Here is a 26,267-nt window from a genome sequence, read left to right on the forward strand (position 1 = left end):
ATCTGCCTCTGAATTCCTCGTTCTTGCGGCGACACTAGCGCATGCAGGATCGCCGCGCCACCGTGCCCGGACCGTCTTTCTGCCGCCCGAAGCCGCCAAGGCGCACCGACAGGTCGAAATCGGTCTGCGCCTCCAGCGTGTCCGAGGCGGAAAAGCGCCGCTGCACGCCCATGTCGACGGTGATGCACTCGTTGCGGTAGGTCACGCCCAACTCGGCATTGCGCGCCTCGTCGGCGACGAAATCATAGCGGGTCTCGGCCTTGCCCCACAGGCCGGGCGCGATCTGCCAGCCAACCGCCGTGCTCAGTTCCGAGGAATCGAAGCTGCGGCTTTCGCCCCGGTCGCTGTCGATCCACAGGTAGCCCGCCGACAGTTGCAGGTTGGGCCTGAGCCAGCCGAGGCGCAGTTCATTGCGCGAGAAATTGAACGAGTCGTCGAACAGCGCCCGGTTGGCGACTGCCAGCCCGTTCGCGCCCGAGAAATGCGCCGCGAGCAGCCAGTCCGAGCGGCGTCCGTAAAGCGGCGAATCGGCGGTGAAGGACACGTCGGGTTCGCTGCGGAAGACCCGCCCCGCGGTCAGCCCGATCGACCAGCCGGTCGGGTCCATGCGCGTCCAGCTGACGCCCAGGTTGGCGCGCAGTCCGCTTTCATGCGCGTCCCAGCCCGGAAAGCGGTGGTCGCTGAACAGGTTGCCCTCGTCGAACTCGATCAGGCGGCTATCCTCGTTCGGAATGTCGGTATCGTCATCGGTGCGCGGCGAATAGAGCAGCTGCACCACCGGCTCGACCAGGTGCGTCGCCCCGCCTGACTGCGCCATCAGCGGCCAGCGCAGTTCGGTACCCAGTGTCGGCACCACGCGGGTTTCCACGTCATCGTAATTGCTGTCCTGCGCGATGCGGTAGAGATCGGCGTTCAGCCCGACCAGCCCGGCGGCGACGAAGCCGCCCGGCAGGATCTCGCTGCGCCGCCAGTCGAAGCCGAACGAGGCGCGGGCCATGTCGCGACCGATGACATCCACATCCGAGGGCCGGCGATGGGCGTGCAGCGACCATTCCAGCAACGCCTCGCCGCCGACCAGGCCGGGCTCGAAGCGGCGCATCCAGATCGCGTCGGCGACCTGGGCCGGCGAGGTGGCGTCATCCTCGCCCTCGCGCAGCGATTCGTAATTGCCGATCCGCGCGAGGGTCAGGCGGTCGGCCCGGATGCGTTGCAGGGTCACGCCGCTCCACAGCCGGTCGGCATCGGTGATGTCGTAATCCAGCAGGTATTGCCGGCTCGAGGCGGTCTGGATCTGCACGCCCATCTGGTAGCCGCGCGGCAGCTGGAACCGGCCCGCGCCGAACAGGTAGCCGCGGGTCTCGCCCTCTTCCAGGTCGTCGCGGCTGATCGCGCCTTCCAGCTGCAGCTCGCCGAAGCTGAAGGCCTGGCGATAGCGCGCCTCCAGCGTGCGGGTGCGGCTGGCCGAGACGTAAGGAGTCAGCGTCAGGTCGGCGCTGCGGCCAAGGGTGATGAAATAGGGGACCTTCAGGCCGAAGCCCAGGGACGAGGTGGTGCGCAGCTGCGGGCGCAGGAAGCCCGAACGCCGGTCGACCGTCGGGTCGGGGGCGGTGATGGTGAAGGGCAACCCACCAAGCGGCAGGCCGAAGGCGCGGAAGCGCGGATGGTCCAGCGTCAGCTCGCGCCGCTCGGCGTCATGGGTGATCGAGCGGGCGCGGATCTCCCACAGGGGCACCGGGTCCTCGGCGCAGACCTGGCAGGACGAGGCGACCACATGGGTCAGCCGGGTCATCCGCCCGCCGCCGGTGCGCTGCAATTCCGTCGCGGCCAACTGCAATTCACGGGCGATGACCAGCCGAGCGCCGCGGATGATGCCATCCTGCAGCTTGCGGTCCAGCTGCGCGGTGTCGGCGATCAGCGTCGATTCCTGCTCGGTGCCGCGCTTGCCCGGTTCGGTCAGGTGGATCGGTCCCTCGATGGTCAGATCGCCCGAGGCGCCATCGACGGTCAGCCGCGAGGCGACCAGCCGCGCGCCTTGGTACCAGATCACCACGCCCCCGGCGGCGATCAACGTGCGGTCGTCCATCAGCACGATGTTGTCGGCCAGAACGGTCGCGGCATCCTCGGCCACGGCGCCCGAACCGCCATCGCCCGACAGGGTCACATCGGTGCGCGGATCGGCCACTTCGGGTGCCTGGACCGCCAGCGTGCCGTCCGAGATCGGCGAGAAATCCAGCATGTCGGCCGTCGGCGCCAGCGCCGGACCATTGGCCAGTTCATTCGCCGTCTGGTCGCCCTTGGACTGGGCCCCGGCCATGCCGGGGGACAGCGCCGCCGCGATGGCCAGCCCTGCCGCACCGGCCAGCGCCGCGCGCCGTGCCTCGCGCCGCGCCCAGGTCGCCCATGCCAAACCCTTGCTCATCCGTCCTCCCGGTAGAGGATCAGCGCCAACCCCAGAAGCGCGGCCACCGCCGGTGGGGCCCAGGCCGCGATCCAGGGCAGAACCTGCCCGTTATCGCCCAGAACTTGCGCCAGATTGCGCAGGAAGAACACCCCGATCCCGGCGCCGAAGGCCAGAAGAACCGGGATGCCGGTGCTGCGCCCGCGCACTGGGCGCATGGTAAAGGCCGCCGCGATCACCACCATCGCCGCCATCAGGAAGGGGCGGGCCAGCTCCATCTGGAACCAGGTGCGATGACGATTGGCGGAAAATCCTGCCCGCTCAAGCCCTTGGATGAAACCCGGCAATTCCCAGACCGGCACCGAGTCGGGCCGGCCAAAGCCCTCGCGGATGCGTTGCGCGGTCAGGTCCGAGGGCAGCGCCAGTGTGTCCGAGACGCGCGCCGAGGCCTCGGGATTGGGCTCGGTCAGCGGATAGTCCTTGACGCCGCTCAGCTGCCATTCCCCCGGCTGCAGCACCGCCTCGCGCGCCTCGATCCGCCGGGTCGGGCCGGTATCGGGGGCGAAGATGGTGAAGCTGGCATTGTACAGCGTTGCCGCATCCGGGCTGGTCCGCTCGGCCCGGATCATCAATTGGCCCTGGTCCTTGCCATCGACGACGAAACCCTGCCGCAGCCAGACGGCGCTTTCACCAAGGCTGACGGTCTGGCTGCCATTGCGCTCGATATTGGCCATGGCGATGTCCAGCCGTTTGCCGGTCGCCGCGACGAAGGGGTTCATCAGCGCCACCGCCAGGGCCCCCACGATGATCGCCGTCGCCACCGGCGCGATCAGCGTCTTCAGCGCCGAGCGGCCCGAGGCCCGGATCGCCACCAGTTCCGAGCTGCGCGCCAGCCCAAGGAACAGCGCGATCCCGGCCAGGATGGTGATCAGCGGCAGGATGGCATAGAAGCTGCCGGTGATGTTCAGCCCGGCCAGCCCGGCCGCCCCGGTCAGGCCGATATCCGCGTCCGAAAAGCGGCGGATCATCTCGATCATGTCGATCAGGAACAGGATCAGCGCGAAGGCGCCGCCCACGACCAAGAGGGCGCGCAGGAAGCGGCGGGCGATGTAGAAGGACAGGGTCATGGCGCGGTCTTTCCCGACCCGCCGGCGATGAAGGCGGGCGGGCAGGGCCGTCGCCGCCGCCCGGCCATCCACAGCAGCAGGAGGCATAGCCCGGTCCCTGCCACCGCCGGCACATAGATCAGCGGCCAGCGCGACGGGTCGGCCCCGGCCAGGTTGGCGGCACCGATGGTCAGGAACTGCACCCCGATCAGCCCGACGATCGCCCAGAGCACCTGCCGCCAGACGCCGAAGCGCGAATAGCCACCGATCAGCAGCGTCGCGAAGCCGATCATCGCGGCCACCGGCGACAGCAGCGGCTGCGCGATTCGCTCATGCGCCTCGACGCGCGCACGCTCGGGCGTGGCGCCGGTCGCGGCCAGCAATTCGGCGTCGGGGTTCAGCAGCCTCAGCGTGGCGTAATCGCGAAGGTCGCGGCCCCGGGCGCTGCTTTTCGACACCATCGCGCCGATGTCATAGCTGAGTTCCTCGAAACGCGTCACGTCCAGCCGCTGCGTCTCGTCCCGGCCATGCAGCGTCTGGATCATCCCCTTCAGCATGATCAGCACCGGCCCGGCCTCGCCGCGCACCACCAGCGCCTCCTCGGCGGTATAGGCGACGCGGCGATTGGCCAGCCGTGCATCCTCGAGGAACACGTCGAGCAACCGTCCGTCGCTGGCGATCGAGCCGATGAAGACGGTGATCCCCTCGACGGGATACTGGAACACGCCCGGACGCAGGAATTGCGCGGTGACGTTCTCGGCGATCTCGGCCTGGCGGTCGGCCATGCGGGCGCGGGCGGCGGGCACCAGCCCGTTCACGAGGATGCCGACCATGACGCTGACCACCAGCCCGAAGACCAGCACCGGGCGCGCCAGCCGCCAGGGCGACAGGCCGGCGGTCTGCATCGCCACCAGTTCGGATTCGTTCGACAGCCGGTTGGTGCCATAGGCGGTGGCCGCGAAGGCCGCGACCGGCAGCACCACCGAGATCACCACGGGCAGGGTCAGCGCGGTGAATTCCAGCACCACCAGCGCAGTCTGGCCATCGCTCATTAACTGTTCGAACAGGCTGACGGCGCGGTTGATCCAGTAGACCGAAACCAGCACCAGCGCGAAAAAGCCGAACAAAGTCAGCATCTGCGACAGGATATATCGGTCGATACGGGGCATGGGTTCCTTGTCGCTTTGCTTGACCCTGATTAACGGCAAGTGCGGCTCTGGCAAAGGGGGTGCGTTGGCGATAGGCTTCGCCCCAAGCAGATAAGAGGACCAGGCATGACCCATCCCGTCGAGATCCAGTTCATCGAAACCGACGTCGACAAGATCGCGGACCACCAAGGCCGCATCGCCATTCTGGTGACACCGGGCAGCCCGGTCCGGGCCAAGCTGCCCAAGGCCACGCGCGAGGCGGTGGCCCGGGCGCTGGCCTCGCGCGAGGGGCAGAAGCTGAAGCCGGGGCAGGCGATGGAACTGGCCTTCCCCGCCGGCATCAGTGCCGACGCGATCCAGCTGGTGGCCCTGCCGCCGCGTTCGACCACGCAAGAGGCCCGCAAGGCCGGGGCCGCCATTGGCGCCAAGCTGGGCAAGACCCATACGCTGGTGCTGGCCGGCAATCACAAGCAGGCGGGCGAGGTGGCCTTGGGCCTGGCGCTCAGGGGCTATGACTTCTCGGTCTATCACACCAGCTCCCATGACGAGGGCGGCGATGCGGCTGGCGGCAATGGCGTGCCGCAGGCGCTGGCCGGTCGCGGGGCCGAGGGCGATGCGGTGCTGGGCGACGCCCAGGCCAGTGCCGGCCGCAAGGGCAGCAATGGCGGTGAGGCGGAGCCGGCGGTGCAGCCCGACAAGGCCCGCGTGACCTTCATGGCCAGTGATCCCGAGGCGCTGGCCAAAAGCGCCAAGGATGGTGCCGCCGTGGCCGAGGGCGTGTTCTTCACCCGCGACCTGGTGAATGAACCCGCCAACGTCCTGACCACCACCGACTTCGCCGACCGGCTGAAGGCGATGGAGGAACTGGGCCTGACCGTCGAGGTGCTGGACGAGCCCGAGCTGGAAAAGCTGGGGATGCGCGCGCTTCTGGGCGTGGGCCAGGGCAGCGAAAGCCCCTCGAAGGTCGTGGTCATGCAGTGGAATGGCGGCGACAAGGGCGCGGCGCCGCTGGCGCTGGTCGGCAAGGGCGTGGTGTTCGACACCGGCGGCATCTCGATCAAGCCGGCGGCCGGCATGGAAGAGATGACCATGGATATGGGCGGGGCGGGCGTCGTGGCGGGCGTCATGCGCACGCTGGCGCTGCGCCGGGCCAAGGCCAATGTCGTCGGCCTGGTCGGACTGGTCGAGAACATGCCCGACGGCCGCGCGCAGCGTCCCGGGGATATCGTGAAATCGATGAAGGGCGACACGATCGAGGTCATCAATACCGATGCGGAAGGCCGCCTCGTGCTCGCCGATGTGCTCTGGTATGCGCAAGAGCGGTTCGAGCCCAAGGCGGTGATCGACCTGGCCACGCTGACCGGCGCGGTCATCATCGCGCTGGGGCATGAGAATGCCGGGGTTTTCGCCAATAACGATGCTCTGGCCGAAGGTATCCTGAAATCCGCCGCTGCCGAGGGCGAGGGCGCATGGCGCCTGCCGCTTGGCCCCGGCTATGACGCGCTGATCAAGTCGCGGCTGGCCGATATCAAGAATACCGGCGGCCGTGCGGCGGGCTCGATCACCGCGGCGCAGTTCCTGCAGCGCTTCATCCGCAAGGACCAGCCCTGGGCGCATATCGACATTGCCGGCGTGGCGCTGCCGCCCGGCGCGACCGATCTGGCGCCCAAGGGCGCGACCGGCTGGGGGGTGATGACGCTGGATCGCCTGGTGCGCGACCAGTACGAAAAGGGCTGAGTTGGGCAACGCACTCTTCTACCACCTGACCCGCTCGCCGGCCGAGCAGCTTTTGCCGGTGCTGATCGGCAAATCGCTGCAGGCCGGCTGGCGGGTCGAGCTGCGTGCGACGACCCGCGACCGGCTGGAACGGCTGGACGAGCGGCTGTGGCAGGGCGATGGCTTCCTGCCCCACGGCCTTGCCGGCGGCCCGCATGACGCGCGCCAGCCGGTGCTGATGACGGTGGCGGGGCAGGCCGCCGGCAACAACCCCTCCTGCCTGATGGCGCTGGACGGTGCCGAGGTCACGCCCGAGGAATGTGGCGGGCTGCAACGCGCCTGCATCCTCTTCGACGGCAACGACCCCGAGGCCACCAGCCGCGCCCGCGACCAGTGGCGGGCGCTGACCGGGGCGGGTGTGACGGCGGAATACTGGTCCGAAGACGGCGGTGGCTGGGAGCGGAAACGGTAGATTTCACAGATTATTGAGGCGAAAATCTCATGTCGATTCTTACCGTTCCAGCACCAGCATCTCACCCTCGAAACTGACCCGCGCGAACCGCCGCAGATAGGACATCCCCAGTAGCGAGCCGGTGATATCGGCGCGGATGACCATGGCCGGCACGTTCTCGTCGACCAGATCGCCGATGGCGAAGCGTTCGATGGTGACGGGGGCGGTCTCGACCGTGCCATTGGCGGTCTCGGCCATACCGACATAGGCCAGGTCATCGGGATCGATGCCGATGCGACGGGCGTCGTCGGGCGAAAGCGCGATGGAACTGGCGCCGGTATCGAAGATGAAGCGAACGGGCTGGCCATTGGCCTCGGCGGTCAGAAGGAAATGCCCGCTTGCATCCATCGGCACCTCGATCCGCGTGCCATCCTCGCTGACCACCTGCTGCGGCGTGTTCCAGTCCTGCCAGACTCCGGCCAGAAAGATTGCGCCGGCGAAGATGATCGCCCACAGCGCCGCCATCCGCATCGCCTGGCTGGCCCGGCCCGAGAATTCGACCAGCACCGCGCCGCCGATGAACAGCAAGAGAAGGCCCAGGTACAGGAACCGCGCCCAGTCATCCGGCAGAAGATCACCCATTACACCAACCCCGATCCCTTCAACCCGTCGATGATGAACTGCACCGACAGCGCCGCCAACAGCATCCCGAACAGCCGCGTCACCACCATGATCCCGGTGCGCCCCAGCACCCGAGCCAGCCCGCTGGCCATCTCGAAAAGGACCAGCGCGATCACCAGCACCGCGCCCATGATCAGGTGGATCACCGCCAGGTAGCCCCAGCCCTCGCCCTGGCCCGACAGCAGGATCATCGTCGCCAGCGCCCCCGGCCCGGCCAGAAGCGGCATGGCCAAGGGAAAGACCGAGGGGTCCTGCGGCTCGGGCGCGGTCTGGCCCTCGCGCCGCTCGGTCCGCCGCTCGAACAGCATGTCGAAGGCGGTCAGCAGCAGAAGGATGCCACCGGCGATGCGGAAGGCGGGCAGCGAGATGCCGATGCCATGCAGGATCTGCTCGCCCGCCAGCCCGAAAAGGGTCAGCAGCAGGAAGGCCACGCAGACGGCGCGAAAACCCACCTGCCGGCGCTGGCGGTGGCTCATCTCGCCGGTCAGCGCCACGAACATCGGCGCCAGCCCGACCGGGTCGATGACCACGAACAGCGTGACGAAGGCGGTGACATAGGCGGTCGGGTCCATGTGCCCTTATGGCCCGTTGCCCCCGTGCTGCCAAGCGGGCGCGCGCGACGCGATGTCACCGGCGGGGCCGCCCGGCCTCACGCAATCGGGCTTTGCAATCGCCGGTCTATGGGCCTAAATGTTGCCCGCAGGCGGGCAGCAGGCCCGCATATGGGAGCAGACTATGCTGAACAATATCGGCCTTCCCGGCCTTCTTCTTATCGCCGTCGTGGTGCTGGTGCTCTTCGGCCGCGGCAAGATCAGCTCGCTGATGGGCGAGGTGGGCAAGGGAATCACCGCCTTCAAGAAGGGCGTCAAGGACGGCAGCGAAGAGATCGAGCGCGACATGAACGAGACGCGCGACCTGCCCGGCGAAAAGGCCCGCGACGTGACCCCGACCACCCCCGTCGAGACCAAGGACAAGGTCTGAGCCACAGGAGCGGCAGAGCACCATGGACCTCGGCTGGAGCGAGCTTCTGCTGATTGGCGTCGTTGCGCTGATCGTCATTGGCCCAAAGGATCTGCCGCAACTCTTTCGCTCGCTCGGGCGCTTTACCGCCAAGGCACGGGCCATGGCGCGAGAGTTCTCGTCGGCGATGGAAGAGGCGGCGAAATCGTCCGGGCTGGATGAAGCCAGCAAATCCCTGAACGATGTCAGGTCGCTGACCTCGAAGAAGAATCTCGGGTTGGACGCGCTGGAGCGCGCGGCCGACAAGTTCGAGAAATGGGACCCGAAGATCCCCACGGCGAAGGGTCCGGCGCAACCCGACCCGGGCAGCATCGCCAAGACCCCGGCCTCGGCCGCAAGCCCGGCCGTTACGACCGCGGCGAGTGCAGCAGCCGCCCCGGCGGCCGCCACCGCGACGGCGACGGCCACGGCATCGGCAAGCGCCGCCGCCTCGGGCGAGGGCAAGCGCCGCATCCACGCCGTGCGGCGTTCGGACATGAAAGACGATTGATTTGGCCTCTGTGAACCGCCCCGACGAGATCGATGACAGCTCGGCCCCGTTGATCGAACATCTGGCCGAGCTGCGCTCGCGGCTGATCTGGTCGGCGCTGGCCTTCATCGGCGCGATGATCATCTGCTATACCGTCTGGCAGCCGATCTACAATTTCCTGACCCAGCCGATCTGCCACGCGCTGGCCGAACGCGGCCAGAGCTGTCAGCTGCAGATCATCAAGCTGCAGGAAGGCTTCTTCACCGCGATCAATATCAGCTTCTTCGGCGGCTTCGTTCTGGCCTTCCCGATCATCGGCTACCAGCTGTGGCGCTTTGTTGCGCCGGGCCTCTATCGCAGCGAGAAGGCGGCCTTCATGCCCTTCCTGCTGGCCTCGCCGGTCATGTTCCTGATCGGCGCGAGCTTTGCCTATTACGTCATCCTGCCGATGGCCTATGACTTCTTCCTCAGCTTCCAGCAGGCCCCGGTGGTTGCGACCTCGGACGAGGTGACGACGACCGGCAATGTCGCCGGCATCGCCTTCCAGGGCTCGATGCAGGAATATCTTGGGCTGACGCAGAAATTCCTGCTGGCCTTCGGCCTGTCGTTCCAGCTGCCCGTGGCGCTGACGCTGATGGGCAAGGCGGGTCTGGCCAGCGCCGCCGGCCTCGCCAGCATGCGCAAATATGCGATCGTCGGCATCCTGGTGCTGGCCGCGCTGGTGACTCCGCCCGACGTGATCAGCCAGGTGGTGCTGTTCACGGTGATCTATGGCCTCTACGAGGTCTCGATCCAGCTGGTCCGCCGCATCGAGAAGAAGCGCGAGGCCGAGCTGCGCGCCCAAGGCCTGTGGGTCGAGGATGACGACGACGAGGACGAGGCCAAGCCGTGACCGAAGACGCCCTGACCCGCATCGCCGCCGCGCTGGAACGGATGGCCCCGGCCCCTGCGCCCGCGCCCAGCTTTACCGAGGCCACGGCCTATGTCTGGCATCCCGATCCCGATCGGCTGGAGCCGGTGGACACGGTGAACCGAGTCGATCTGGTGCAGCTCATCGGCATCGACCGTTCGCGCGACACGCTGCTGGCGAATACCATCCAGTTCGCGCGCGGCTTCGCGGCGAACAACGCGCTGCTCTGGGGCGCGCGGGGGATGGGGAAATCCTCGCTGGTCAAGGCCGTCCATGCGCAGGCGGTGGCCGACGGGTTGCCGCTGATCCTTGTGGAAATCGCGCGCGAGGATCTGGGCTCGGTCGGGCGGTTGCTCGCCATCCTCGGCGGCGCGCGGGACCGGCGCTTCGTTCTGTTCTCGGATGACCTGTCGTTCAGCCATGACGACACGCAGTACAAATCGCTGAAGGCGGTGCTGGATGGCGGCATTGCCGGGCGGCCCGAGAATGTCATCCTCTACGCCACCTCGAACCGCCGCCACCTGATGCCGCGCGACATGATCGACAACGAGCGCGCAACCGCCATCCATCCGGGCGAGGCGGTCGAGGAAAAGGTGTCGCTGTCGGACCGTTTCGGGCTGTGGCTGGGCTTCCATCCCTGTTCGCAGGACGAATACCTCGCCATGGTGCGCGGTTATTGCGACGCCTATGGTGTGACGATCGGCGACGAGCAACTGCGCGCCGAGGCGATCGAATGGCAGGCCACGCGCGGCGCCCGCTCGGGCCGGGTGGCGTGGCAGTTCTTCACCGATCTGGCGGGACGCAGCGGGATCCGGGTGAACCTGTAAGCGGGCACGGAACCGGGCGCATCAGCGCCATCCATTCCTTGGCCCGTGCGACCAGCACGGGCCGCGCCCGACCCTCCCGCCGGGAGGGCGCATTGCGACGCGGCGATCAGCACGGCGGTCGGATGTGGCTTGCACCATAAAGCCCGGCAAGCCCGCCGTTCAGCAGCGCCCACCCGAGGGTCGGGCGCGGCCCTCAGCCCGGCAAGCGGACTACAGTCCCAACTTGCGCATCAGCGCCGCCACCTCATCCGCATTGGCGGCCCGGCTCGCAAACAGCGTCGCCTGCGATTGCAGGATCGGGGGTTCGCCGAGGATCTTCAGGTGGTTGGCGCGCAGGGTCTCGCCCGAGCTGGTGATGTCGGCAATGGCCTCGGCAGTCAGGTTCGCCACCGTGCCCTCGGTCGCGCCCTGGCTGTCGACCAGCTGGTAATCGGCGACCTCGTGGGCCGACAGCCAGGCCCGCACCAGCCGGTGATACTTGGTGGCGATGCGCAGGCGGAAGCCGTGGGCGCGGCGGAAATCGCGGGCGATGGCGGCGAAATCGTCCAGCGTTTCGCAATCGCGCCAGCCCGCCGGCACCGCCAGCACCAGGTCGGCATGGCCAAAGCCCATCGGCGCCAGCTCGGTCACCACCGAGCGCCAGCCCGCCAGCTTCTCGCGCACCAGGTCGGTGCCGGTGACGCCCAGGTCGATCCGCCCCGCGCCCAGTTCGCGCGGGATCTCTCCGGCGGACAAGAGCTGCAGCGACAGGTTCTCGACCCCTTCGACCCGCCCGGCATATTCCCGGTCCGAGCCGCTGCGCGACAGCCGCACGCCATGATCGGCGAACCAGTCAAAGCATTGCTCCATCAGCCGCCCCTTGGAGGGCACCGCCAGCTTCAGCATCAGGAGGCCTCCAACTCGGCCAGTAGGCCCGGGCGGATGATGCCGCCGACGGCCGGGATGGCGCGGCCCCCGCCCAGCATCGCCGTCATCGCGTCATAGCGCCCGCCCGAGGCGACCGGCGGCCAGCCCTCACGGTCAGGCGCCATGAAGCTGAAGGTGAAGCCATCGTAATATTCCATCGTGTGACGGCCATGGCTGGCGTCAAGGCGCAGGCTGGCCAGATCAATGCCATGCCCGGCAATCGCCGCAAGCCGCGCCGCCAGCCGGTCGACGGCGGGGGCGATGGCGGGCATCAGGGCGGCGAGGTCGCGCAACTGTGCCAGCGCCTCGGGGGCCGGGGCATCGATGGCGAAAAGCCGGGTCAGGCGTTCGGCCCATTCGGCGGGCAGCGGCGGCGTGTCGGCATCGGCGGCCAGGCGGTCCAGCCGCGCCTGCATCTCGCCGGTGCTGCGCAACCCGGTCAGGGGCGCCGTGCTGGCGGCGACAGCGCGCGCCGGGGCAGGGGTGGAAAACCGCGCCAGCAGCGCGGCAAAGCGGCCCGGCCGCCAGATGTGGTGCAACAGCGCATCCCGGCGCGGTTCCGGCAGGGGCAGGGCGCGGACAGCATCCATGAGCAGGCTCATGTCACCGATCACCGGCGCTGCGCCATAGGGGGCCAGCAGGCGGTGGAACAGCGCAAAGACCTCGGCATCGGCCTGCGGCTCGCGGCTGAAGAGTTCAAACCCGCATTGCAGATATTCATTGTCGCGCGGATGTTCGGGCCGGGTCTCGCCCGGATCCTGCTTGCGGAAGACCTCGCCCAGATAGCAATAGCGCGCGGGCTCCGCCCCGCCCGCCATGTGCATCTGCACCACCGGCACGGTGAAGTCGGGGCGCAGCGCCACCTCGCCCCGCAGCGGATCGTCGGTCAGATAGGCGCGGGCACGGATATCCTCGCCGTAAAGGTCCAGCAGCGTATCGGCGGGCAGAAGCAGGTCGGGGGCGACCTCGACCGCGCCGGCTTCGCGGAAACCGGCCAGCAGGCGCTGGCCCAGGGCCTGCTTGTCGCGCTTGGTGATCATCCGAGGATGCGCCGCACTTCGGCCACCAGGTCGGCGCGCGGCACCTCGGTCTGCGCCGGTTGCGCCTTCCATTCCTCATGGCTGGCCTCGGCGGCAATCTTGGCGCCAAGGATCAGGTCCTTGACCTGCACCACGCCGCGCGCGGCCTCGTCACCGCCCTGGATGATCGCCACCGGGGACAGGCGCTTGTCGGCATATTTCAACTGGTTGCCGAAATTCTTCGGATTGCCGAGATAGACCTCGGCGCGGATGCCGGCATTGCGCAGCTCCGCCGCCATCGCCTGGTAATCGCCCATGCGGTCGCGGTCCATCACGGTCACGACGACCGGCCCCACGGCCTCGGACCCTGCCAGACCCTTGGCACGCAAAGCCGCCAGCAGCCGGTCGACGCCGATGGACAGCCCGGTGGCCGGGACCTTCTGGCCGGTGAAGCGCTCGACCAGCCCGTCATAGCGCCCGCCGCCCGCGACCGAGCCGAATTGCCGCTTGCGGCCCTTCTCGTCGAGGATCTCGAAGGTCAGTTCCGCCTCGAAGACCGGGCCGGTGTAATAGCCAAGGCCGCGCACGATCGAGGGATCGATGACGATGCGGTCCTCGCCCTTGCCCATGGCCGCCAGCATGTCGGCGATCTGCGCCAGTTCGTCCACGCCCTCGGCGCCGATGGCCGAGGCGCCGACGGCCTTGCGCAGGTTTTCCAGCGTGGCGGCATTGTCCGCGCCCTTCGAGGTCAGGAAGGCCAGCACCGGCGCGGCCTGCGCATCGCTGAGGCCCACGCCCTCGATCTCGGCGCCGCTCTCGTCCTTGCGGCCGGTGGTCAGCAATTGCCGCACCCCGGCCTCGCCGACCTTGTCGAACTTGTCGATCTGGCGCAGCACGTCCTCGGCCTGGTCCGCACCGACCTCGGCCGCCTCCATCACCCCGTTCAGCACCTTGCGGTTATTGAGGCGCACGATGTAATCGCCGCGTTCGATGCCCGCGCCCTCCAGCGCATCGGCCAGCATCCCACAGATCTCGGCATCCGCCGCCACCGAGGCCGAACCCACCGTATCGGCATCGCATTGATAGAATTGCCGGAATCGCCCCGGACCCGGCTTCTCGTTGCGCCAGACCGGACCCATCGCATAGCGGCGATAGGGCGAGGGCAGGTCATTCCTGAACTGCGCCGCGACGCGTGCCAAGGGCGCGGTCAGGTCATAGCGCAGCGCCAGCCAGTCGCCCGAGCCACCGCCCGGCACCGCTTCCTCTTGCCAGGCGAAGACGCCGGCATTGGGGCGGTCGACATCGGGCAGGAATTTCCCCAGTGCCTCGACCGTCTCGACGGCGCTGGTTTCCAGCGGGTCGAAGCCGTGGCGGTGATAGACCTCGGCGATGCGATCCAGCATCTCCTTGCGTTCGGTCACGTCTGCGCCGAAATAGTCACGAAAGCCCTTCGGCGTTTCCGCCTTGGGACGGGGCTGTTTCTTTTGATCTTTCGCCATGTCGCTGCCTTTGGGCCAGTCCGTGGCTGCTTTAGCCGAGGGGGGCCAGATGGACAAGCGCAGCGAGGCACTGGAAGAGGCGGTGGCGCATCTGACCCGCGCCGTGGACGAGCTGTCCGAGGTGGTGGCGCGGCAGGATGGCGAGATCGCCCTGCTGACCCGCCGGGTCGAGGCGCTGCTGCGCGCCGCGGCGGAACGCGAGGCGGATGCGGGGGGGACGATCCCGCTGGCCGATCAGAGGCCGCCGCATTGGTGAGGCACGCGGCAGAGGGCTGCGGGCGACCGCGGGCTGCCGCAGCCGGCGGTTGTTGTGTGCAGTTTATGGTGCCGAAACATCGAACGGCTGTTCGGCGCGGATCGGTGACGATGCGGCCGCCCATGGGGCGGTCGGCCGCAGCCCGGCGGGCCTGACGGCCCGCGTATCGGGCAGGGTCTTCTACTCCGCCGCGTGCGCCGTCTCGCTGCCCAGCTTCATGCGGAAGCCGCGCTCGAGCTGGTCGAAGGGCGCCACCGGGTAATCGCCCGAGAAGCAGGCATCGCAATATTGCGGATGGTCCCGGTTGCGACCATTGGCCTCGCCCACGGCGCGGTAAAGCCCGTCCAGCGACACGAAGGACAGGCTGTCGACGCCGATCCAGTCGCGCATCTCTTCGGTAGACATCTGCGCCGCCAAGAGCTTGCCGCGATCGGGCGTGTCGACGCCGTAGAAGCAGGGCCAGGCGGTCGGCGGCGAGGCGATGCGGAAATGCACCTCGGCCGCGCCGGCATCGAGGATCATGTCCTTGATCTTGCGGCTGGTGGTGCCGCGGACCACCGAGTCGTCGACCAGCACGACACGTTTCCCTGCAATCAGCGAGCGGTTCACGTTCAGCTTCAGCCTCACGCCCATATTGCGGATCTGCTCGGTCGGCTCGATGAAGGTCCGGCCCATATACTGGTTGCGGATGATGCCCATGCCATAGGGAATGCCCGATTCCTGCGCAAAGCCGATGGCCGCCGGGGTGCCGCTGTCGGGCACCGGGCAGACCAGATCGGCCTCGATCGGGGCCTCGCGGGCCAGTTCCACGCCGATCTGGCGGCGGGTCTCGTAGACCGAGCGGCCGCCGATGATCGAATCCGGGCGCGAGAAATAGACATGTTCGAAGATGCAGAAGCGGCCCTTGGACGGTCCGAAGGGGCGGCTCGATTCGATCTGGCCCTTCGAGATGACGACCATCTCGCCCGGCTCGACCTCGCGCAGGAACTCGGCCCCGATGATGTCGAGCGCGCAGGTCTCCGAGGCCAGCACGAAACCGTCATCGCCCACCTTGCCCAGCACCAGCGGGCGCACGCCAAGCGGGTCGCGCACGCCGATCAGCTTGGTGCGGGTCATGGCGATGACCGAGAAGGCGCCCTCGACCCGGCGCAGGGCGTCCTTCATCCGTTCCGGGATGTTGCGCTGGATCGAGCGGGCCATCAGGTGGATGATGCATTCGCTGTCCGAGGAGGACTGGAAGATCGAGCCGCGCTCGATCAGCTCGCGGCGCAGGGCGGCGGCATTGGTGATATTGCCATTATGGGCGATGGCGCAGCCGCCCATGGCGAACTCGCCGAAGAAGGGCTGCACGTCGCGGATGGCGGTATTGGCCTTGGTTCCGGCGGTGGAATAGCGGACATGGCCGATGGCCAGCGGCCCCGGCAGCGTCGCCATCACGTCGGCCTTGGTGAAATTGTCGCGGACATAGCCAAAGCGGTGGGCGCTGTTGAAGCCCTGCTCGGCGTCATGGGCGACGATGCCGCCGGCCTCTTGCCCGCGATGTTGCAAGGCGTGCAGGCCAAGCGCGACAAAGCTGGCGGCCTCGGTCACCCCGGTGACCCCGAAGACGCCGCATTCCTCGTGCAGCCGGTCGGAATCAAAGGGATGTGCCAGGAAGGGTTGCATCTGGGTCATCGGAATTCCGGTGCTGCTTGTGGCGTCGTGCGCTATTTAGGGACGCATCACCAAAAAGTCACGCCCCCGCGTGCAGGCGGGGGCGTTAAATTGTCTCTGAACTGTCACGTTCAGGCGATCAGTTGGACGGCGCGACCGGTGCCTCGGGGGCTGCGGGGGCTTCCGGGGCGGTTTCCGGGGCCGCGTCGGTGGCCGGAGCCGCCGGCGTCTCGGTCGTCGCATCGACCGCCGCGCCGGTGCTGCCACAGCTGCCCACCAGCTGCTCGTAGCGGTTCTCGATCCAGCCCGGCGCATCATCGGGCAGGCTGTCATTCATCTGGTTGCCAAGCCGGGCAAAGACCTGCGCCGAGCGCGAGTTTTCCACCATCGGCACGCTCTGGCTGGTCATCACCCGGTCATAGACGATGAAGGCCACCGCGATCAGCAGGACGCCGCGCGCCACGCCGAACAGGAAGCCCATGCCTTGGTCGATGCCGCCAAGTGCCGAGCGCTGCACCACCGAAGAGAAGAGGGGGGTGATGATCGAGAAGACCACCAGCGCCAGCGCGAAGACCACGGCAAAGCCCGCGATCATGCTGAGCTCGCAATTGTCGCCGAGAAAATCGCGCAGATAGGGGATCTGCCCGATCAGCGGGCGCATCGTCCCGGCGAAGAGGAAGGCCAGGATGGCCGCCCCGATCCAGCCCAGAATCGCCAGCGATTCGCGCACGAATCCCCGCGAATAGGCCAGAATGGCCGAGAGGATGATGACCGCGGCCACGATGCCGTCGATGATGGTAAAGCCGTCCATGAACCTGCCCTCGCGCCGGTTTTCCTTGGTTTTCCGCGGGTTTCAGCCGGCGCCGAACACCTCGCCCACAAATCCTGTCAGATCGGCAATGCCCATCAAGGACATGCCGCTTACACCCTCGACCTTTCGGGCCTCGGGCAAAATCGCCTGTGAAAAACCAAGTTTTTGCGCCTCTTTCAACCTGTTTTCGGCCTGAGCGACGGGACGTAGCGCCCCGGACAGGCTGATTTCGCCAAAGAGGACACAGTCAGCGGGCAGCGCACTATCTTCGCGTGCGCTCAGCAGCGCCCCCGCAATCGCCAGATCGGCGGCGGGTTCGTTGACCCGCATTCCGCCCGCGACGTTGAGGAAGACATCGAGCCCGGCAAAGGGAATGCCGCAGCGCGCATCGAGCACGGCAAGGATGGTCGAGACCCGGCCGCTGTCCAGCCCGACCACGGTGCGGCGCGGGCTGGCCAGCGTCGAGGGGGCGACCAGCGCCTGAATCTCGGTCAGCACCGGCCTAGTGCCTTCGATCCCGGCGAAAACGGCGCTGCCGGCGACGGGCTGACCGCGCTCGGAGAGGAACAGGGCCGATGGGTTGGCAACTTCCGACAGGCCCGCGCCGGTCATCTCGAAGACGCCGATCTCGCCCGCCGGGCCAAAGCGGTTCTTGACGCTGCGCAGGATGCGGAACTGGTGGCCGCGCTCGCCTTCGAAATAAAGCACGGTATCGACCATATGCTCGACCACGCGGGGGCCGGCGATCTGGCCCTCCTTGGTGACATGGCCGACCAGCACCACGGCGACGCCACGCCGCTTGGCGAAGGTCACCAGCTCATGCGCGGCGCTGCGCACCTGCGCAACCGATCCCGGCGCCGCCTCGACCTGGTCGGACCAGAGCGTCTGGATCGAGTCGATCACCGCCAGATCGGGGCGTTCGGCATCCAGCGTGGTCAGGATGTCGCGCAGGTTGGTCTCGGTCCCCAGTCGCACCGGCGCATCCGCCAGCCCCAGACGCTGCGCGCGCAGGCGGATCTGCGCCCCGGCCTCCTCGCCACTGATATAGACCGCCTGAAGGCCCTTTCGGGCGAAGGCCGCCGCGCCCTGCAACAGCAGCGTCGACTTGCCGATGCCCGGATCGCCGCCGACCAGAATGGCGCTGCCCGGCACCAGCCCGCCGCCCAGCACCCGGTCCAGTTCCTCCATGCCGCTGTCGCTGCGCGGGGGCGGCGCCTCGGCGCTGGTCAGCGGGGCCAGCGGGATGGCGCGGCCCTTGGTGGCGCCAAGACCCCGGCCCGGCCCCTGTGACAAGGGCGCTTCCTCGATGATGGTGTTCCAGGCCCCGCAGGCCTCGCAGCGCCCGGCCCATTTCTTGTGGGCGGCGCCGCAGGCGGTGCAGGTGAAGGCGGTGACGGATTTGGCCATGGCATATCTTGTGGCAGCCGGGCGCGGGCACCGCAACATGGATATTTCGGGCAGCGCGCGGCGCTCACGCCATTGTCGGCTTGAATTTTCGCGGCGGCGCGGTCAGGGTCTGCGCGATTTTCGGCAAGGATCCCCGATGGCCAGCCCGGCGCCCTTCTCCCGCTACGAATTCATGATCGCCTGGCGTTACCTGCGCGCGCGCCGGGCCGAGGGCGGGGTCAGCGTGATGACCTGGATCAGCCTGATCGGCATCGCGCTGGGGGTGATGGCGCTGATCGCCACGCTGGCGGTGCGGGCCGGGTTCCGGGCCGAATTCGTCGACACCATCCTCGGCGCCAATGCGCATTCGACCGTCTACATGGCGCCCACCAGCTTTACCAACGATCTGACCGGCGAGGTCTATACCCAGTCCGGCGTCATCGAGGATTATGACGCGCTGACCGCCCGCATCGCCGCGCTGCCCGGCGTCACCCGCGCCAATGCCGTGGTGAAGGGTCAGGTGATGGCGACCGCCGGTGACAGTTCCAACGTCGCCGAGGTCTTTGGCGTCACCGAGGCCGACCTGGCCGCCATGCCGCGCATTGTCGATCCCGAGACGTCCGCCGGCGATCTGGCGGATTTCGGGAACGGCGTGGCGATCGGCTCGGGCATCGCGCGCGAGCTGAACCTTGGCATCGGCGACAGGATCCGGCTGATCTCGCCAGATGGCGCCAAGACCCCCTCGGGTACCACGCCGCGGGTGAATGCCTATGAAGTCACCTATATCTTCAGCGCCGGCCGCTATGACATCGACCGCACCCGCATCTACATGCCGCTGGCCGAGGCGCAGAGCTATTTCAACCGCGAGGGTGTGGCCGACGAGATCGAGGTCTTCGTCAGCGACCCCGAGCGGGTGGGCGACTGGACCCCAGCCCTGATGCAGGCTGCGGGCGATCGGTCGCTGGTCTGGACCTGGCAGGACGCCTCGGGTTCGTTCCTCTCGGCCCTCGACATGGAGGATGACGTGATGTTCGTCATCCTGTCGGTGCTGGTGCTGATCGCCTCGATGAACATCACCTCGGGCCTGATCATGCTGGTGAAGAACAAGGGCCGCGACATCGGTATCCTGCGCACCATGGGCCTGACCGAGGGCGCGGTGCTGCGGGTCTTCTTCCTCTGCGGCGCCTTCACCGGCGTCATCGGCACCATTGCGGGCGTGTTGCTGGGCGTGGCTCTCGCGCTGAACGTCGACAATATCATGGCGGCGCTGAATGCGTTGACCGGCGGCGGGGCCTGGCAGCCCGAGGTACGCGGCATCTATCGCCTGCCGGCCGAGTTGCGCGCGTGGGACATCTTCCGGGCGGTGGCGCTGTCGCTGGCGCTCTCGTTCATCGTCACCATCTTCCCCGCGCGCCGCGCCGCGCGCATGAACCCGGTGGAGGCCCTGCGCTATGAATGAGGTGCTGCGGCTTCACGGGGTCAGCAAGACCTATGGCAAGGACGGCCCGGCCCCGGTCGAGGTCTTGTCGGGCATCGACCTGTCGGTGGCGCGGGGCGAGGTGGTGGCGCTGGTCGCGCCCTCCGGGGCGGGAAAGTCGACGCTTCTGCATATCGCCGGGTTGCTGGACACGCCGGACGAGGGGCAGGTGGCCCTGAACGGCCGCGACATGACCGGGCTGCCCGACAAGGCGCGGACCGAAGCGCGCCGCGCCGAGCTGGGCTTTGTCTACCAGTTCCACCACCTGCTGCCGGAATTCACCGCCGCCGAGAACATCATCCTGCCGCAACTGGCCGATGGCGTGGCGGCGCGCGCGGCTTCGGCCCGCGCCACCGACCTGCTGGATCGCGTCGGCCTTGCCCATCGCGCCGCGCACCGCCCGGCCGAGCTTTCAGGGGGCGAGCAACAGCGTGTGGCGTTTTGCCGCGCCCTCGCCAACCAGCCGGCCCTGCTTCTGGCCGACGAGCCGACCGGCAACCTTGACCCCGAAACCTCGGACCGGGTCTTTGATATGCTGATGGCGCTGGTGCGCGAGACCGGCCTTTCGGCCCTGATCGCCACCCATAACCATGACCTCGCCGGGCGCATGGACCGCATCATCACCCTTGGCCGCCCGCTTGCCTGAGAACCGGGCTTGCGGCAGAGTCGGATCAGAACAACCCAGAAGGGGACAGCGATGCGAGCAGTGATTTCGGGTCTGGCCGGCGCGGCGGCGATGGCACTGATGGTGGCCGCCTGTTCGCCCGAACCGCGCGATCTTGATGCGGCGATGGATCCCGAGGAGGGCGCGCGGATGGACTTTGTCAATCTCTGCTCGGATTGCCACGGGCCGGGCGGCAAGGGCGATGGCCGCGCCGCGCCCGGCATGGTACCGCCGCCCGCCGACCTGACCACGATCAGCGCCCGCAATGGCGGGGTCTTCCCCAAGGCACAGGTGGCGGGCCATATCTATGGCCACACCATGGGCCGCTCTGACAGCCCGATGCCGCAATTCGGCGACCTCTTCGCCGGGCCGGAAATCATGTACGAGACCGGCAAGGGTCAGGTGACGCCGACCCCGGCACGGCTGGCGGCGCTGACCGACTACCTCGCAGAGAACCAGGAGTAATGCGGGGGTTTCTTGCCGCCGGCGCGCTGACCGCCGCCTTCCTTCAGCCCGCCGCCGCCGATCCGGCCGAGCAATTCGGGACGGCGATGAAATACGGCCTGCCGCTGGCCGCAGCGGTCTGCGCCGAACGCGACGACCGGCTGGAGGATTTCGCCGTCCGAGGCCTGCTGAACGCCGCGATCGTCTGGGGCATGAAGGAATATCTCGACGGTACCCCCCTGTCGCGCCGCCCCTCCGGCGAGGGCAAGGGCTTTCCCTCCGGCCACACCGCCGCCGCCTTCTTCGGCGCCTCGGACCTCGCCGGCAAATGCTTCGAGGACGACCGAGCCGCCGGCGCCGCGCTGTACGGCGCGGCGGGCTTCACCGGCTGGAGCCGTGTCCATGCCGGCGAGCATACCGTGCCGCAAGTGATGAGCGGCGCGCTGATCGGGATCACCTTCGGGGCGGCGAGTTTCGGGATTGGGGCGCAGGGGGTGGGGTTTGAAATGGGGATGCGGTTTTAGGGGGCGGGTGGGTCAACTTCTAATGCAGATGGTTGAGGGAGCACGTGCTCAATGACATCACTCGTGCCGGTGGCCGGGCAGGACGCCGAATTTGCAGAACTGTTTGAGCACATCTACACGCAACTCGCGACGATCCGTCTGAAATGGCGTGTCTATCGAGCATTCTACGGCACCAACTCCGAGCGCGTTTCACTGCTAAACAGTATTTCGGGCACGACAGCTCTCATCATTCAGGATGCACTTTACGATGATGTTGTGCTCAGCCTTTGCAGACTCGCCGATCCAGCCAATTCACGCGGCAAAGAGAACAATTCGCTATTTCGTCTGCTCACTCTGACTGAAGAAAGCCCAGATCGGGCGACATTTTCGGGAATGGTCGCAGATTTCAAGTCGGCATGCGATCCGCTCATTGGTCAGCGCCATCGCTTTATCGCACATTCTGATCGAAGCGCGCGTTTCGACAAAAGTGGATCACAGGGTGTTTCTAGACTGCAGATTGAGCACGCCATCGAAAGTCTGCGACTGGTCGTAGTCTACATGCACCTGAAGGCTTTCGGCACGCATGTATCCAGCGAACCAGTCAGCAACCTAGGGTCAGACGAAGTCTCCTTTTTGCGTACACTCTACTACGGCCAGCAGAAGTTGGAGGAAATGAGGTCGGACATACTGGATCAGGCCGGAAAAACGGCTGCCGACCCTAGGGAGATTCCACCTGAAACACGGGCGCTACGAGATCTCTATGAAATGCCAGAGTGGTTGAATTACCGACCACCCGAGAGAATGGACTAGCCCTTTAGCCCCGTCGCCTTCCTCAACAACGCATTCGCTCGCGTCTGCCAGCCCTTGCCCTCTTCCTTCAGCCGCTCGACCAGATCGCGGTCCAGATAGATCGTCACGCGCTGCTTGCGGTCCGCTTCGGCCAGCGCGGGGCGACCTCGCCTCACCACATCGGCCAGTTCGGGGATGTCTTCAGAAGGCTTGGCGCGGGCGAACCAGTCCTGATCCAGTTCCAGCGCCTCGCCATCCTCATCGATATAGGTCTTGCGCGGCATAGAGGGCCTCTTCCTTCCGGTTCGCCTTGCGCAGGCTGATGATGCGTCGCGGGGGCTGGCGCCATGTCCAGACGCAGACATGCGGCCGCTGGCCCAGGGGCAGGATCGAGACGAAGCGGTCCTCGCCATAGCTGCCGCGCGTGTCTGGCGGTCAGTGCGGCGTGCAAGTCGAGAAGCGCGGCATCGGCGAAATCGACGCCATGTTTGGCAAGGTTGGCGGCCGGTTTCGACTCATCCCATTCGAACATTTAATATATGCATATTAAATGAAGAGATCAACCTCGCCGTGGCGCTTACACATCCAGCTCATCCGCATCGGCAAACCGCGCATTCTCCTGGATATATTCGAACCGCAGTTCCGGCTTCTTGCCCATCAACCGCTCGACCAGGTCGCCGGTCTCGCCGCCCTCGTCATCGTCGATGCTGACCCGGATCAGCCGGCGGGTCTTGGGGTTCATCGTCGTGTCCTTCAGGTCCTTGGCGTCCATCTCGCCCAGACCCTTGAAGCGCTGCACGTCGATCTTGCCCTTGCCGCCCAGGCCCTTGGCCAGCCATTTTTCCTTCTCGGCGTCATCGGCGACATAGATGCGATGCGCGCCCTGCGTCAGGCGGTAAAGCGGCGGGCAGGCGAGGTACAGGTGCCCCTTGTCGATCATCGGGCGCATCTGGGTGAAGAAGAAGGTCATCAAGAGGCTGGCGATATGGGCGCCGTCCACGTCCGCATCGGTCATGATGATGATCTTGTCATAACGCAGGTCATCGACGTTGAACTTGGTCCCCATGCCGACGCCAAGTGCCTGGCAGAGATCGTTGATTTCCTGGTTCGAGCCCAGCTTGGAACTGGCCGCGCCCAGCACGTTCAGGATCTTGCCGCGCAGAGGCAGCAGCGCCTGCGTCTGGCGCTCGCGGGCCATCTTGGCGGAACCACCGGCCGAGTCGCCCTCGACGATGAACAGTTCCGTCCCCTCGCGGTTTGTGGCCGAACAATCGACCAGCTTGCCGGGCAGCCGCAGCTTCTTGGTCGCGGTCTTGCGGGCGGTTTCCTTTTCCTGCTTGCGGCGCAGGCGTTCCTCGGCCCGCAGCACCAGGAAATCGAGGATCGCGCCCGCGGATTTCGTATCCGCCGCCAGCCAGGTGTCGAAATGGTCGCGCACCGCGCCCTCGACCAGCCGGGCGGCCTCGGTGGTGGCGAGGCGGTCCTTGGTCTGGCCGACGAATTCCGGCTCGCGGATGAAGCAGGACACCAGCGCGCAGCCGCCGGTCAGCAGGTCCTCGCGGGTGATCTGCGCGGCCTTCTTGTTGCTCACCCGCTCGCCATAGGCGCGGATGCCCTTGAGGATCGCCGCCCAGAAGCCGGCCTCATGCGTGCCGCCCTCGGGGGTCGGCACGGTGTTGCAATAGGACTGGATGAAGCCGTCGCGGGCCGGGGTCCAGTTGATCGCCCAATCGACCTTGCCCGGCGCGTTGAAGCGCTTGAAATCGACGCTGCCGGCAAAGGGGCGGTCGGCATAGGTGGTGGCATTGCTGAGCGTTTCGGCGAGGTAATCGGCCAGCCCGCCGGGGAAGTGGAAGGTGGCCTCGGTCGGCGTCTCGCCATCGTCGATTTCCGAGCTCCAGCGGATCTCGACGCCCGAGAAGAGATAGGCCTTGGATTTCACCATCTTCAGCAGACGCGCCGGCTTGAAGCGGTGATGGCCGAAGATCTCCTCGTCAGCATGAAAGGTGACGGTGGTGCCGCGCCGGTTCGGGGCCGCGCTGATCTTGGCCACCGGACCCTGAGGGATACCGCGCGAGAAGCGTTGTTCGAACAACTCCTTGTTCCGCGCGACCTGCACCACCATCAGGTCCGACAGCGCGTTCACCACCGAGGCGCCAACGCCGTGAAGGCCGCCCGAGGTTTGGTAGGCATCGCCGGAAAACTTGCCGCCCGCATGAAGGGTGCAGAGGATCACCTCCAGCGCCGACTTGCCGGGGAATTTCGGATGCGGATCGATCGGGATGCCGCGGCCATTGTCGCGGATCACCACGCTGAAATCCGCCAGCAGATCCACCTCGATGCGGCTCGCATGTCCGGCCACCGCCTCGTCCATCGAGTTGTCGAGGATCTCGGCAACCAGGTGGTGCAGCGCGCGTTCATCGGTGCCGCCGATATACATGCCGGGGCGCTTGCGCACGGGCTCCAGCCCCTCCAGCACCTCGATTGAGGCGGCAGAGTAGCTGTCGGCGCTGGCATCAGCGGCGGAAAGAAGATCGTCGGCCATCGGACTGCTCGTTTATTCTTGGTGCTTGCGGATTCTGCGGACTATCTCATGTCCGGGGGGCGCGGGGCAAGGGCTTGGGGGCAAGGCCTTGAGGCCCCGCCGATGCGCGCCGCAAGGGATAGGGGCTATGCCTGGTCGCGCAGCCAGTCCGCCAGGTCGCCATCGTCGATCAGCCCTTGGGCCAGGGCGATGATTTTCTGGCCGGTTTCTTCGACCCCGACATCAGGTTCGCGTGCGCTGTTCATGTCCAGAACGACCAGCATCACGCGATAGGCGGTGCGCTTGTTGGCATCGTTGAAGCAATGACCCTGCGCGAGGGCCATGGCATAGGCCGCCGCCAGATCGAAGATGTCGCCGATCATGCCATAGGCCAGCCGGTTCTCGACCCGCGCCAGCGCGCCGTCCAGCGACTTGTCGCGGGCAAGTCCCGCCAGTTCACCGGGGTTCAGCACGGCGTCATGAATCAGCTCGACCAGTTCGGTCGAGGGCAGCAGCCAGTCGCTCACGATCTACTTGTCGCGCAGATAGTCGAGGACCGGCTGCGCCCGCGCTTGCGTGCGCCGCAGCGATTCCATCACCTCGTCGCGGGTGGCATGGCGGTGCTGACCCTTGTCGGTCGCCTCTTCCGGGACGAGATAGCCGACCAGCTGCGAGTTCTTCAGGATCGCCACCGGCTTGCCGCCCGAACGTTCCAGAACCTTATGCGGCTCGCGCAGCTCGGTCATGGTGCAGATGTGGTTGGTCAGCAGGCGGGTCATCGGGGCATCCTTTCGGTTGCCCATTATATTGCATATTTCAATGCATATTTCAATGTCATTCCGGCTCGGCCAGCCGGGCCTCCCACATCTTGCGGAAGGCCGGGCGGGCCTCGCAATCGGCCAGCCAGTCGGTGATCGCCGGGAACTGGCGCATCAGCGGCTCGTGGCTCTGGGCATAGCGGATCACCTCGGCCATGTTGATATCGGCGACCGAGAAGCGGCGGCCGACCATGTGGCCGTTATGAGCGAGGTGATCGGCGATGACCTCGAGGGGGCGGGTCAGCCGGTCGGCGGCAGCCTCGACGGCGGCGCGTTCATGGGCGGTGTCGGTCTTGCCGCCGAGGAACAGGATGGTCAGCGCATCGGCCTCGATCGCGGTGCAGGCATAGAAGCTCCATTGCGACATCAGCGCATCTTCCTGCGCGTCCGCCGGGCCGAAGGGTTGGCCATGCTTGCGCGCCAGATAAAGCGTGCAGGCCATCGACTCGGACAGGATCAACCCGTCATCCTCGATCACCGGGATGGCACCGGCGGGCGAGAGCTTCAGGAAGCTCGGCGAACGGGTGTTCAGCGGCGCGTCCTTGGCCATCGGATCGGCAAGGCGATAGGCTTGGATCACCGGGATCTGCCGGAAGCGCAGGCCGATCTCGTGACACAGCCAGATGATGCGCGAGGCGCGCGAGCGGGTGACACCGTGGATGGTCAGCATGGGGCGGCTCCGGTTGTTCGAAACTCAGGTTACGCGGCGGGTCCGGGGACGGGAAGTCCCGATTGCGGCATCGCCGCGCGGGGCGGCCATGAAAAAAGGGCGCGGTTCGAAAACCGCGCCCT

29 protein-coding genes are annotated in these 26,267 nt (G+C 67.0%); 12 read left to right on the forward strand and 17 right to left on the reverse strand.

The window, feature by feature from the left end; all coding sequences use genetic code 11:
* Positions 1-34 precede the first annotated feature (34 nt).
* Genes CX676_RS01525 through lptF form a run of 3 tightly spaced genes read right to left on the reverse strand, consistent with a single transcriptional unit; the run spans position 35 to position 4,673 of the window.
* Positions 35-2,419: an LPS-assembly protein LptD gene (locus CX676_RS01525; protein WP_101751046.1), complete on the reverse strand. Its 2,385-nt coding sequence runs from the start codon at positions 2,417-2,419 to the stop codon at positions 35-37.
* A complete protein-coding gene (gene lptG, locus CX676_RS01530; RefSeq protein ID WP_101754066.1) occupies positions 2,416-3,525 on the reverse strand; it encodes an LPS export ABC transporter permease LptG in 1,110 nt (369 codons plus the stop codon). The genes CX676_RS01525 and lptG overlap by 4 nt, the downstream gene beginning before the upstream one ends.
* A complete protein-coding gene (gene lptF / locus CX676_RS01535) occupies positions 3,522-4,673 on the reverse strand; it encodes an LPS export ABC transporter permease LptF (protein WP_101751047.1) in 1,152 nt (383 codons plus the stop codon). The genes lptG and lptF overlap by 4 nt, the downstream gene beginning before the upstream one ends.
* A 105-nt stretch (positions 4,674-4,778) precedes the next feature.
* On the opposite strand from lptF, the gene CX676_RS01540 reads away from it, so the two are divergent.
* Both CX676_RS01540 and CX676_RS01545 read left to right on the forward strand, forming a co-directional pair.
* Positions 4,779-6,389, forward strand: a complete 1,611-nt coding sequence (locus tag CX676_RS01540; RefSeq protein ID WP_101751048.1) for a leucyl aminopeptidase — start codon at positions 4,779-4,781, stop codon at positions 6,387-6,389.
* 1 nt (position 6,390) lies between these two features.
* The gene (locus CX676_RS01545; protein WP_101751049.1) at positions 6,391-6,840 is read left to right on the forward strand and encodes a DNA polymerase III subunit chi; all 450 of its coding nucleotides are present in this window, start codon (positions 6,391-6,393) and stop codon (positions 6,838-6,840) included.
* Positions 6,841-6,879: 39 nt separating this feature from the next.
* Here the strand turns inward: CX676_RS01545 and CX676_RS01550 are convergent, their stop codons facing one another.
* Both CX676_RS01550 and CX676_RS01555 read right to left on the reverse strand, forming a co-directional pair.
* Complete coding sequence (locus tag CX676_RS01550) at positions 6,880-7,461, reverse strand: retropepsin-like aspartic protease family protein (protein ID WP_198590256.1); 582 nt, start codon at positions 7,459-7,461, stop codon at positions 6,880-6,882.
* On the reverse strand, positions 7,461-8,072 hold the full coding sequence (locus CX676_RS01555; RefSeq protein WP_101751050.1) for a MarC family protein: 612 nt from the start codon (positions 8,070-8,072) through the stop codon (positions 7,461-7,463). The genes CX676_RS01550 and CX676_RS01555 overlap by 1 nt, the downstream gene beginning before the upstream one ends.
* A 163-nt stretch (positions 8,073-8,235) precedes the next feature.
* On the opposite strand from CX676_RS01555, the gene CX676_RS01560 reads away from it, so the two are divergent.
* From CX676_RS01560 to CX676_RS01575, 4 genes are read left to right on the forward strand one after another with little or no spacing between them, the layout of a single operon-like run.
* Positions 8,236-8,481 (forward strand): twin-arginine translocase TatA/TatE family subunit, encoded by a 246-nt coding sequence (locus CX676_RS01560; RefSeq protein WP_101751051.1) that lies wholly within the window; start codon positions 8,236-8,238, stop codon positions 8,479-8,481.
* Positions 8,482-8,503: 22 nt separating this feature from the next.
* Positions 8,504-9,010 (forward strand): Sec-independent protein translocase protein TatB, encoded by a 507-nt coding sequence (gene tatB / locus CX676_RS01565; RefSeq protein WP_101751052.1) that lies wholly within the window; start codon positions 8,504-8,506, stop codon positions 9,008-9,010.
* A 10-nt stretch (positions 9,011-9,020) separates the two neighbouring features.
* On the forward strand, positions 9,021-9,881 hold the full coding sequence (gene tatC / locus CX676_RS01570) for a twin-arginine translocase subunit TatC (RefSeq protein WP_101754068.1): 861 nt from the start codon (positions 9,021-9,023) through the stop codon (positions 9,879-9,881).
* Complete coding sequence (locus CX676_RS01575) at positions 9,878-10,726, forward strand: ATP-binding protein (protein WP_101751053.1); 849 nt, start codon at positions 9,878-9,880, stop codon at positions 10,724-10,726. Before tatC ends, CX676_RS01575 begins: the two co-directional genes overlap by 4 nt.
* Before the next feature lie 210 nt (positions 10,727-10,936).
* Here the strand turns inward: CX676_RS01575 and hisG are convergent, their stop codons facing one another.
* From hisG to hisS, 3 genes are read right to left on the reverse strand one after another with little or no spacing between them, the layout of a single operon-like run.
* The gene (hisG, locus tag CX676_RS01580; RefSeq protein ID WP_198590316.1) at positions 10,937-11,614 is read right to left on the reverse strand and encodes an ATP phosphoribosyltransferase; all 678 of its coding nucleotides are present in this window, start codon (positions 11,612-11,614) and stop codon (positions 10,937-10,939) included.
* The gene (locus tag CX676_RS01585; protein WP_101754069.1) at positions 11,611-12,669 is read right to left on the reverse strand and encodes an ATP phosphoribosyltransferase regulatory subunit; all 1,059 of its coding nucleotides are present in this window, start codon (positions 12,667-12,669) and stop codon (positions 11,611-11,613) included. Before CX676_RS01585 ends, hisG begins: the two co-directional genes overlap by 4 nt.
* Positions 12,669-14,150, reverse strand: coding sequence for a histidine--tRNA ligase (gene hisS / locus CX676_RS01590; RefSeq protein WP_101751055.1), 1,482 nt, complete (start codon positions 14,148-14,150; stop codon positions 12,669-12,671). The genes CX676_RS01585 and hisS overlap by 1 nt, the downstream gene beginning before the upstream one ends.
* Positions 14,151-14,199: 49 nt before the next feature.
* Here hisS and CX676_RS01595 point away from each other — a divergent pair, with 49 nt between their 5' ends.
* A complete protein-coding gene (locus tag CX676_RS01595) occupies positions 14,200-14,406 on the forward strand; it encodes a SlyX family protein (protein WP_101751056.1) in 207 nt (68 codons plus the stop codon).
* Positions 14,407-14,586: 180 nt separating this feature from the next.
* On the opposite strand, the gene purF is transcribed toward CX676_RS01595, so the two are convergent.
* The 3 genes from purF to radA form a co-directional block, all read right to left on the reverse strand.
* A complete protein-coding gene (purF, locus tag CX676_RS01600; RefSeq protein ID WP_101754070.1) occupies positions 14,587-16,071 on the reverse strand; it encodes an amidophosphoribosyltransferase in 1,485 nt (494 codons plus the stop codon).
* 127 nt (positions 16,072-16,198) lie between these two features.
* Positions 16,199-16,870, reverse strand: coding sequence for a CvpA family protein (locus tag CX676_RS01605; RefSeq protein WP_101751057.1), 672 nt, complete (start codon positions 16,868-16,870; stop codon positions 16,199-16,201).
* Positions 16,871-16,912: 42 nt separating this feature from the next.
* Positions 16,913-18,277, reverse strand: a complete 1,365-nt coding sequence (gene radA, locus CX676_RS01610) for a DNA repair protein RadA (RefSeq protein ID WP_101751058.1) — start codon at positions 18,275-18,277, stop codon at positions 16,913-16,915.
* Between the two features lie 136 nt (positions 18,278-18,413).
* On the opposite strand from radA, the gene CX676_RS01615 reads away from it, so the two are divergent.
* From CX676_RS01615 to CX676_RS01635, 5 genes are read left to right on the forward strand one after another with little or no spacing between them, the layout of a single operon-like run.
* Positions 18,414-19,715: a lipoprotein-releasing ABC transporter permease subunit gene (locus CX676_RS01615; protein ID WP_101754071.1), complete on the forward strand. Its 1,302-nt coding sequence runs from the start codon at positions 18,414-18,416 to the stop codon at positions 19,713-19,715.
* Complete coding sequence (locus CX676_RS01620; protein WP_101751059.1) at positions 19,708-20,379, forward strand: ABC transporter ATP-binding protein; 672 nt, start codon at positions 19,708-19,710, stop codon at positions 20,377-20,379. The genes CX676_RS01615 and CX676_RS01620 overlap by 8 nt, the downstream gene beginning before the upstream one ends.
* A gap of 51 nt (positions 20,380-20,430) precedes the next feature.
* Positions 20,431-20,862: a cytochrome c gene (locus tag CX676_RS01625; RefSeq protein WP_157935819.1), complete on the forward strand. Its 432-nt coding sequence runs from the start codon at positions 20,431-20,433 to the stop codon at positions 20,860-20,862.
* Positions 20,862-21,365 carry a phosphatase PAP2 family protein gene (locus CX676_RS01630; protein WP_232816553.1) on the forward strand — a complete coding sequence of 168 codons (504 nt, stop codon included), beginning with the start codon at positions 20,862-20,864 and terminating at the stop codon, positions 21,363-21,365. The genes CX676_RS01625 and CX676_RS01630 overlap by 1 nt, the downstream gene beginning before the upstream one ends.
* 51 nt (positions 21,366-21,416) lie before the next feature.
* Entirely contained in the window at positions 21,417-22,154 is a 738-nt protein-coding gene (locus tag CX676_RS01635; RefSeq protein ID WP_101751061.1) for an AbiU2 domain-containing protein, read from the forward strand.
* On the opposite strand, the gene CX676_RS01640 is transcribed toward CX676_RS01635, so the two are convergent.
* The 6 genes from CX676_RS01640 to CX676_RS01665 all read right to left on the reverse strand — a co-directional run bounded on the left by CX676_RS01640 (position 22,151) and on the right by CX676_RS01665 (position 26,145).
* Entirely contained in the window at positions 22,151-22,417 is a 267-nt protein-coding gene (locus CX676_RS01640; RefSeq protein ID WP_157935820.1) for a BrnA antitoxin family protein, read from the reverse strand. The two genes, CX676_RS01635 and CX676_RS01640, sit on opposite strands and share 4 nt — an antisense overlap.
* A complete protein-coding gene (locus CX676_RS22865; protein ID WP_332872958.1) occupies positions 22,392-22,523 on the reverse strand; it encodes a BrnT family toxin in 132 nt (43 codons plus the stop codon). The genes CX676_RS01640 and CX676_RS22865 overlap by 26 nt, the downstream gene beginning before the upstream one ends.
* Before the next feature lie 187 nt (positions 22,524-22,710).
* Positions 22,711-24,678, reverse strand: a complete 1,968-nt coding sequence (parE, locus tag CX676_RS01650; protein ID WP_101751063.1) for a DNA topoisomerase IV subunit B — start codon at positions 24,676-24,678, stop codon at positions 22,711-22,713.
* A gap of 125 nt (positions 24,679-24,803) precedes the next feature.
* On the reverse strand, positions 24,804-25,184 hold the full coding sequence (locus CX676_RS01655) for a type II toxin-antitoxin system death-on-curing family toxin (protein WP_101751064.1): 381 nt from the start codon (positions 25,182-25,184) through the stop codon (positions 24,804-24,806).
* A gap of 3 nt (positions 25,185-25,187) precedes the next feature.
* Positions 25,188-25,436 (reverse strand): type II toxin-antitoxin system Phd/YefM family antitoxin, encoded by a 249-nt coding sequence (locus CX676_RS01660; RefSeq protein ID WP_101754073.1) that lies wholly within the window; start codon positions 25,434-25,436, stop codon positions 25,188-25,190.
* Positions 25,437-25,491: 55 nt separating this feature from the next.
* A complete protein-coding gene (locus CX676_RS01665; RefSeq protein ID WP_101751065.1) occupies positions 25,492-26,145 on the reverse strand; it encodes a glutathione S-transferase family protein in 654 nt (217 codons plus the stop codon).
* Positions 26,146-26,267 lie beyond the last annotated feature (122 nt).

Source organism: Paracoccus zhejiangensis (assembly GCF_002847445.1).
GTDB lineage: Bacteria > Pseudomonadota > Alphaproteobacteria > Rhodobacterales > Rhodobacteraceae > Paracoccus > Paracoccus zhejiangensis.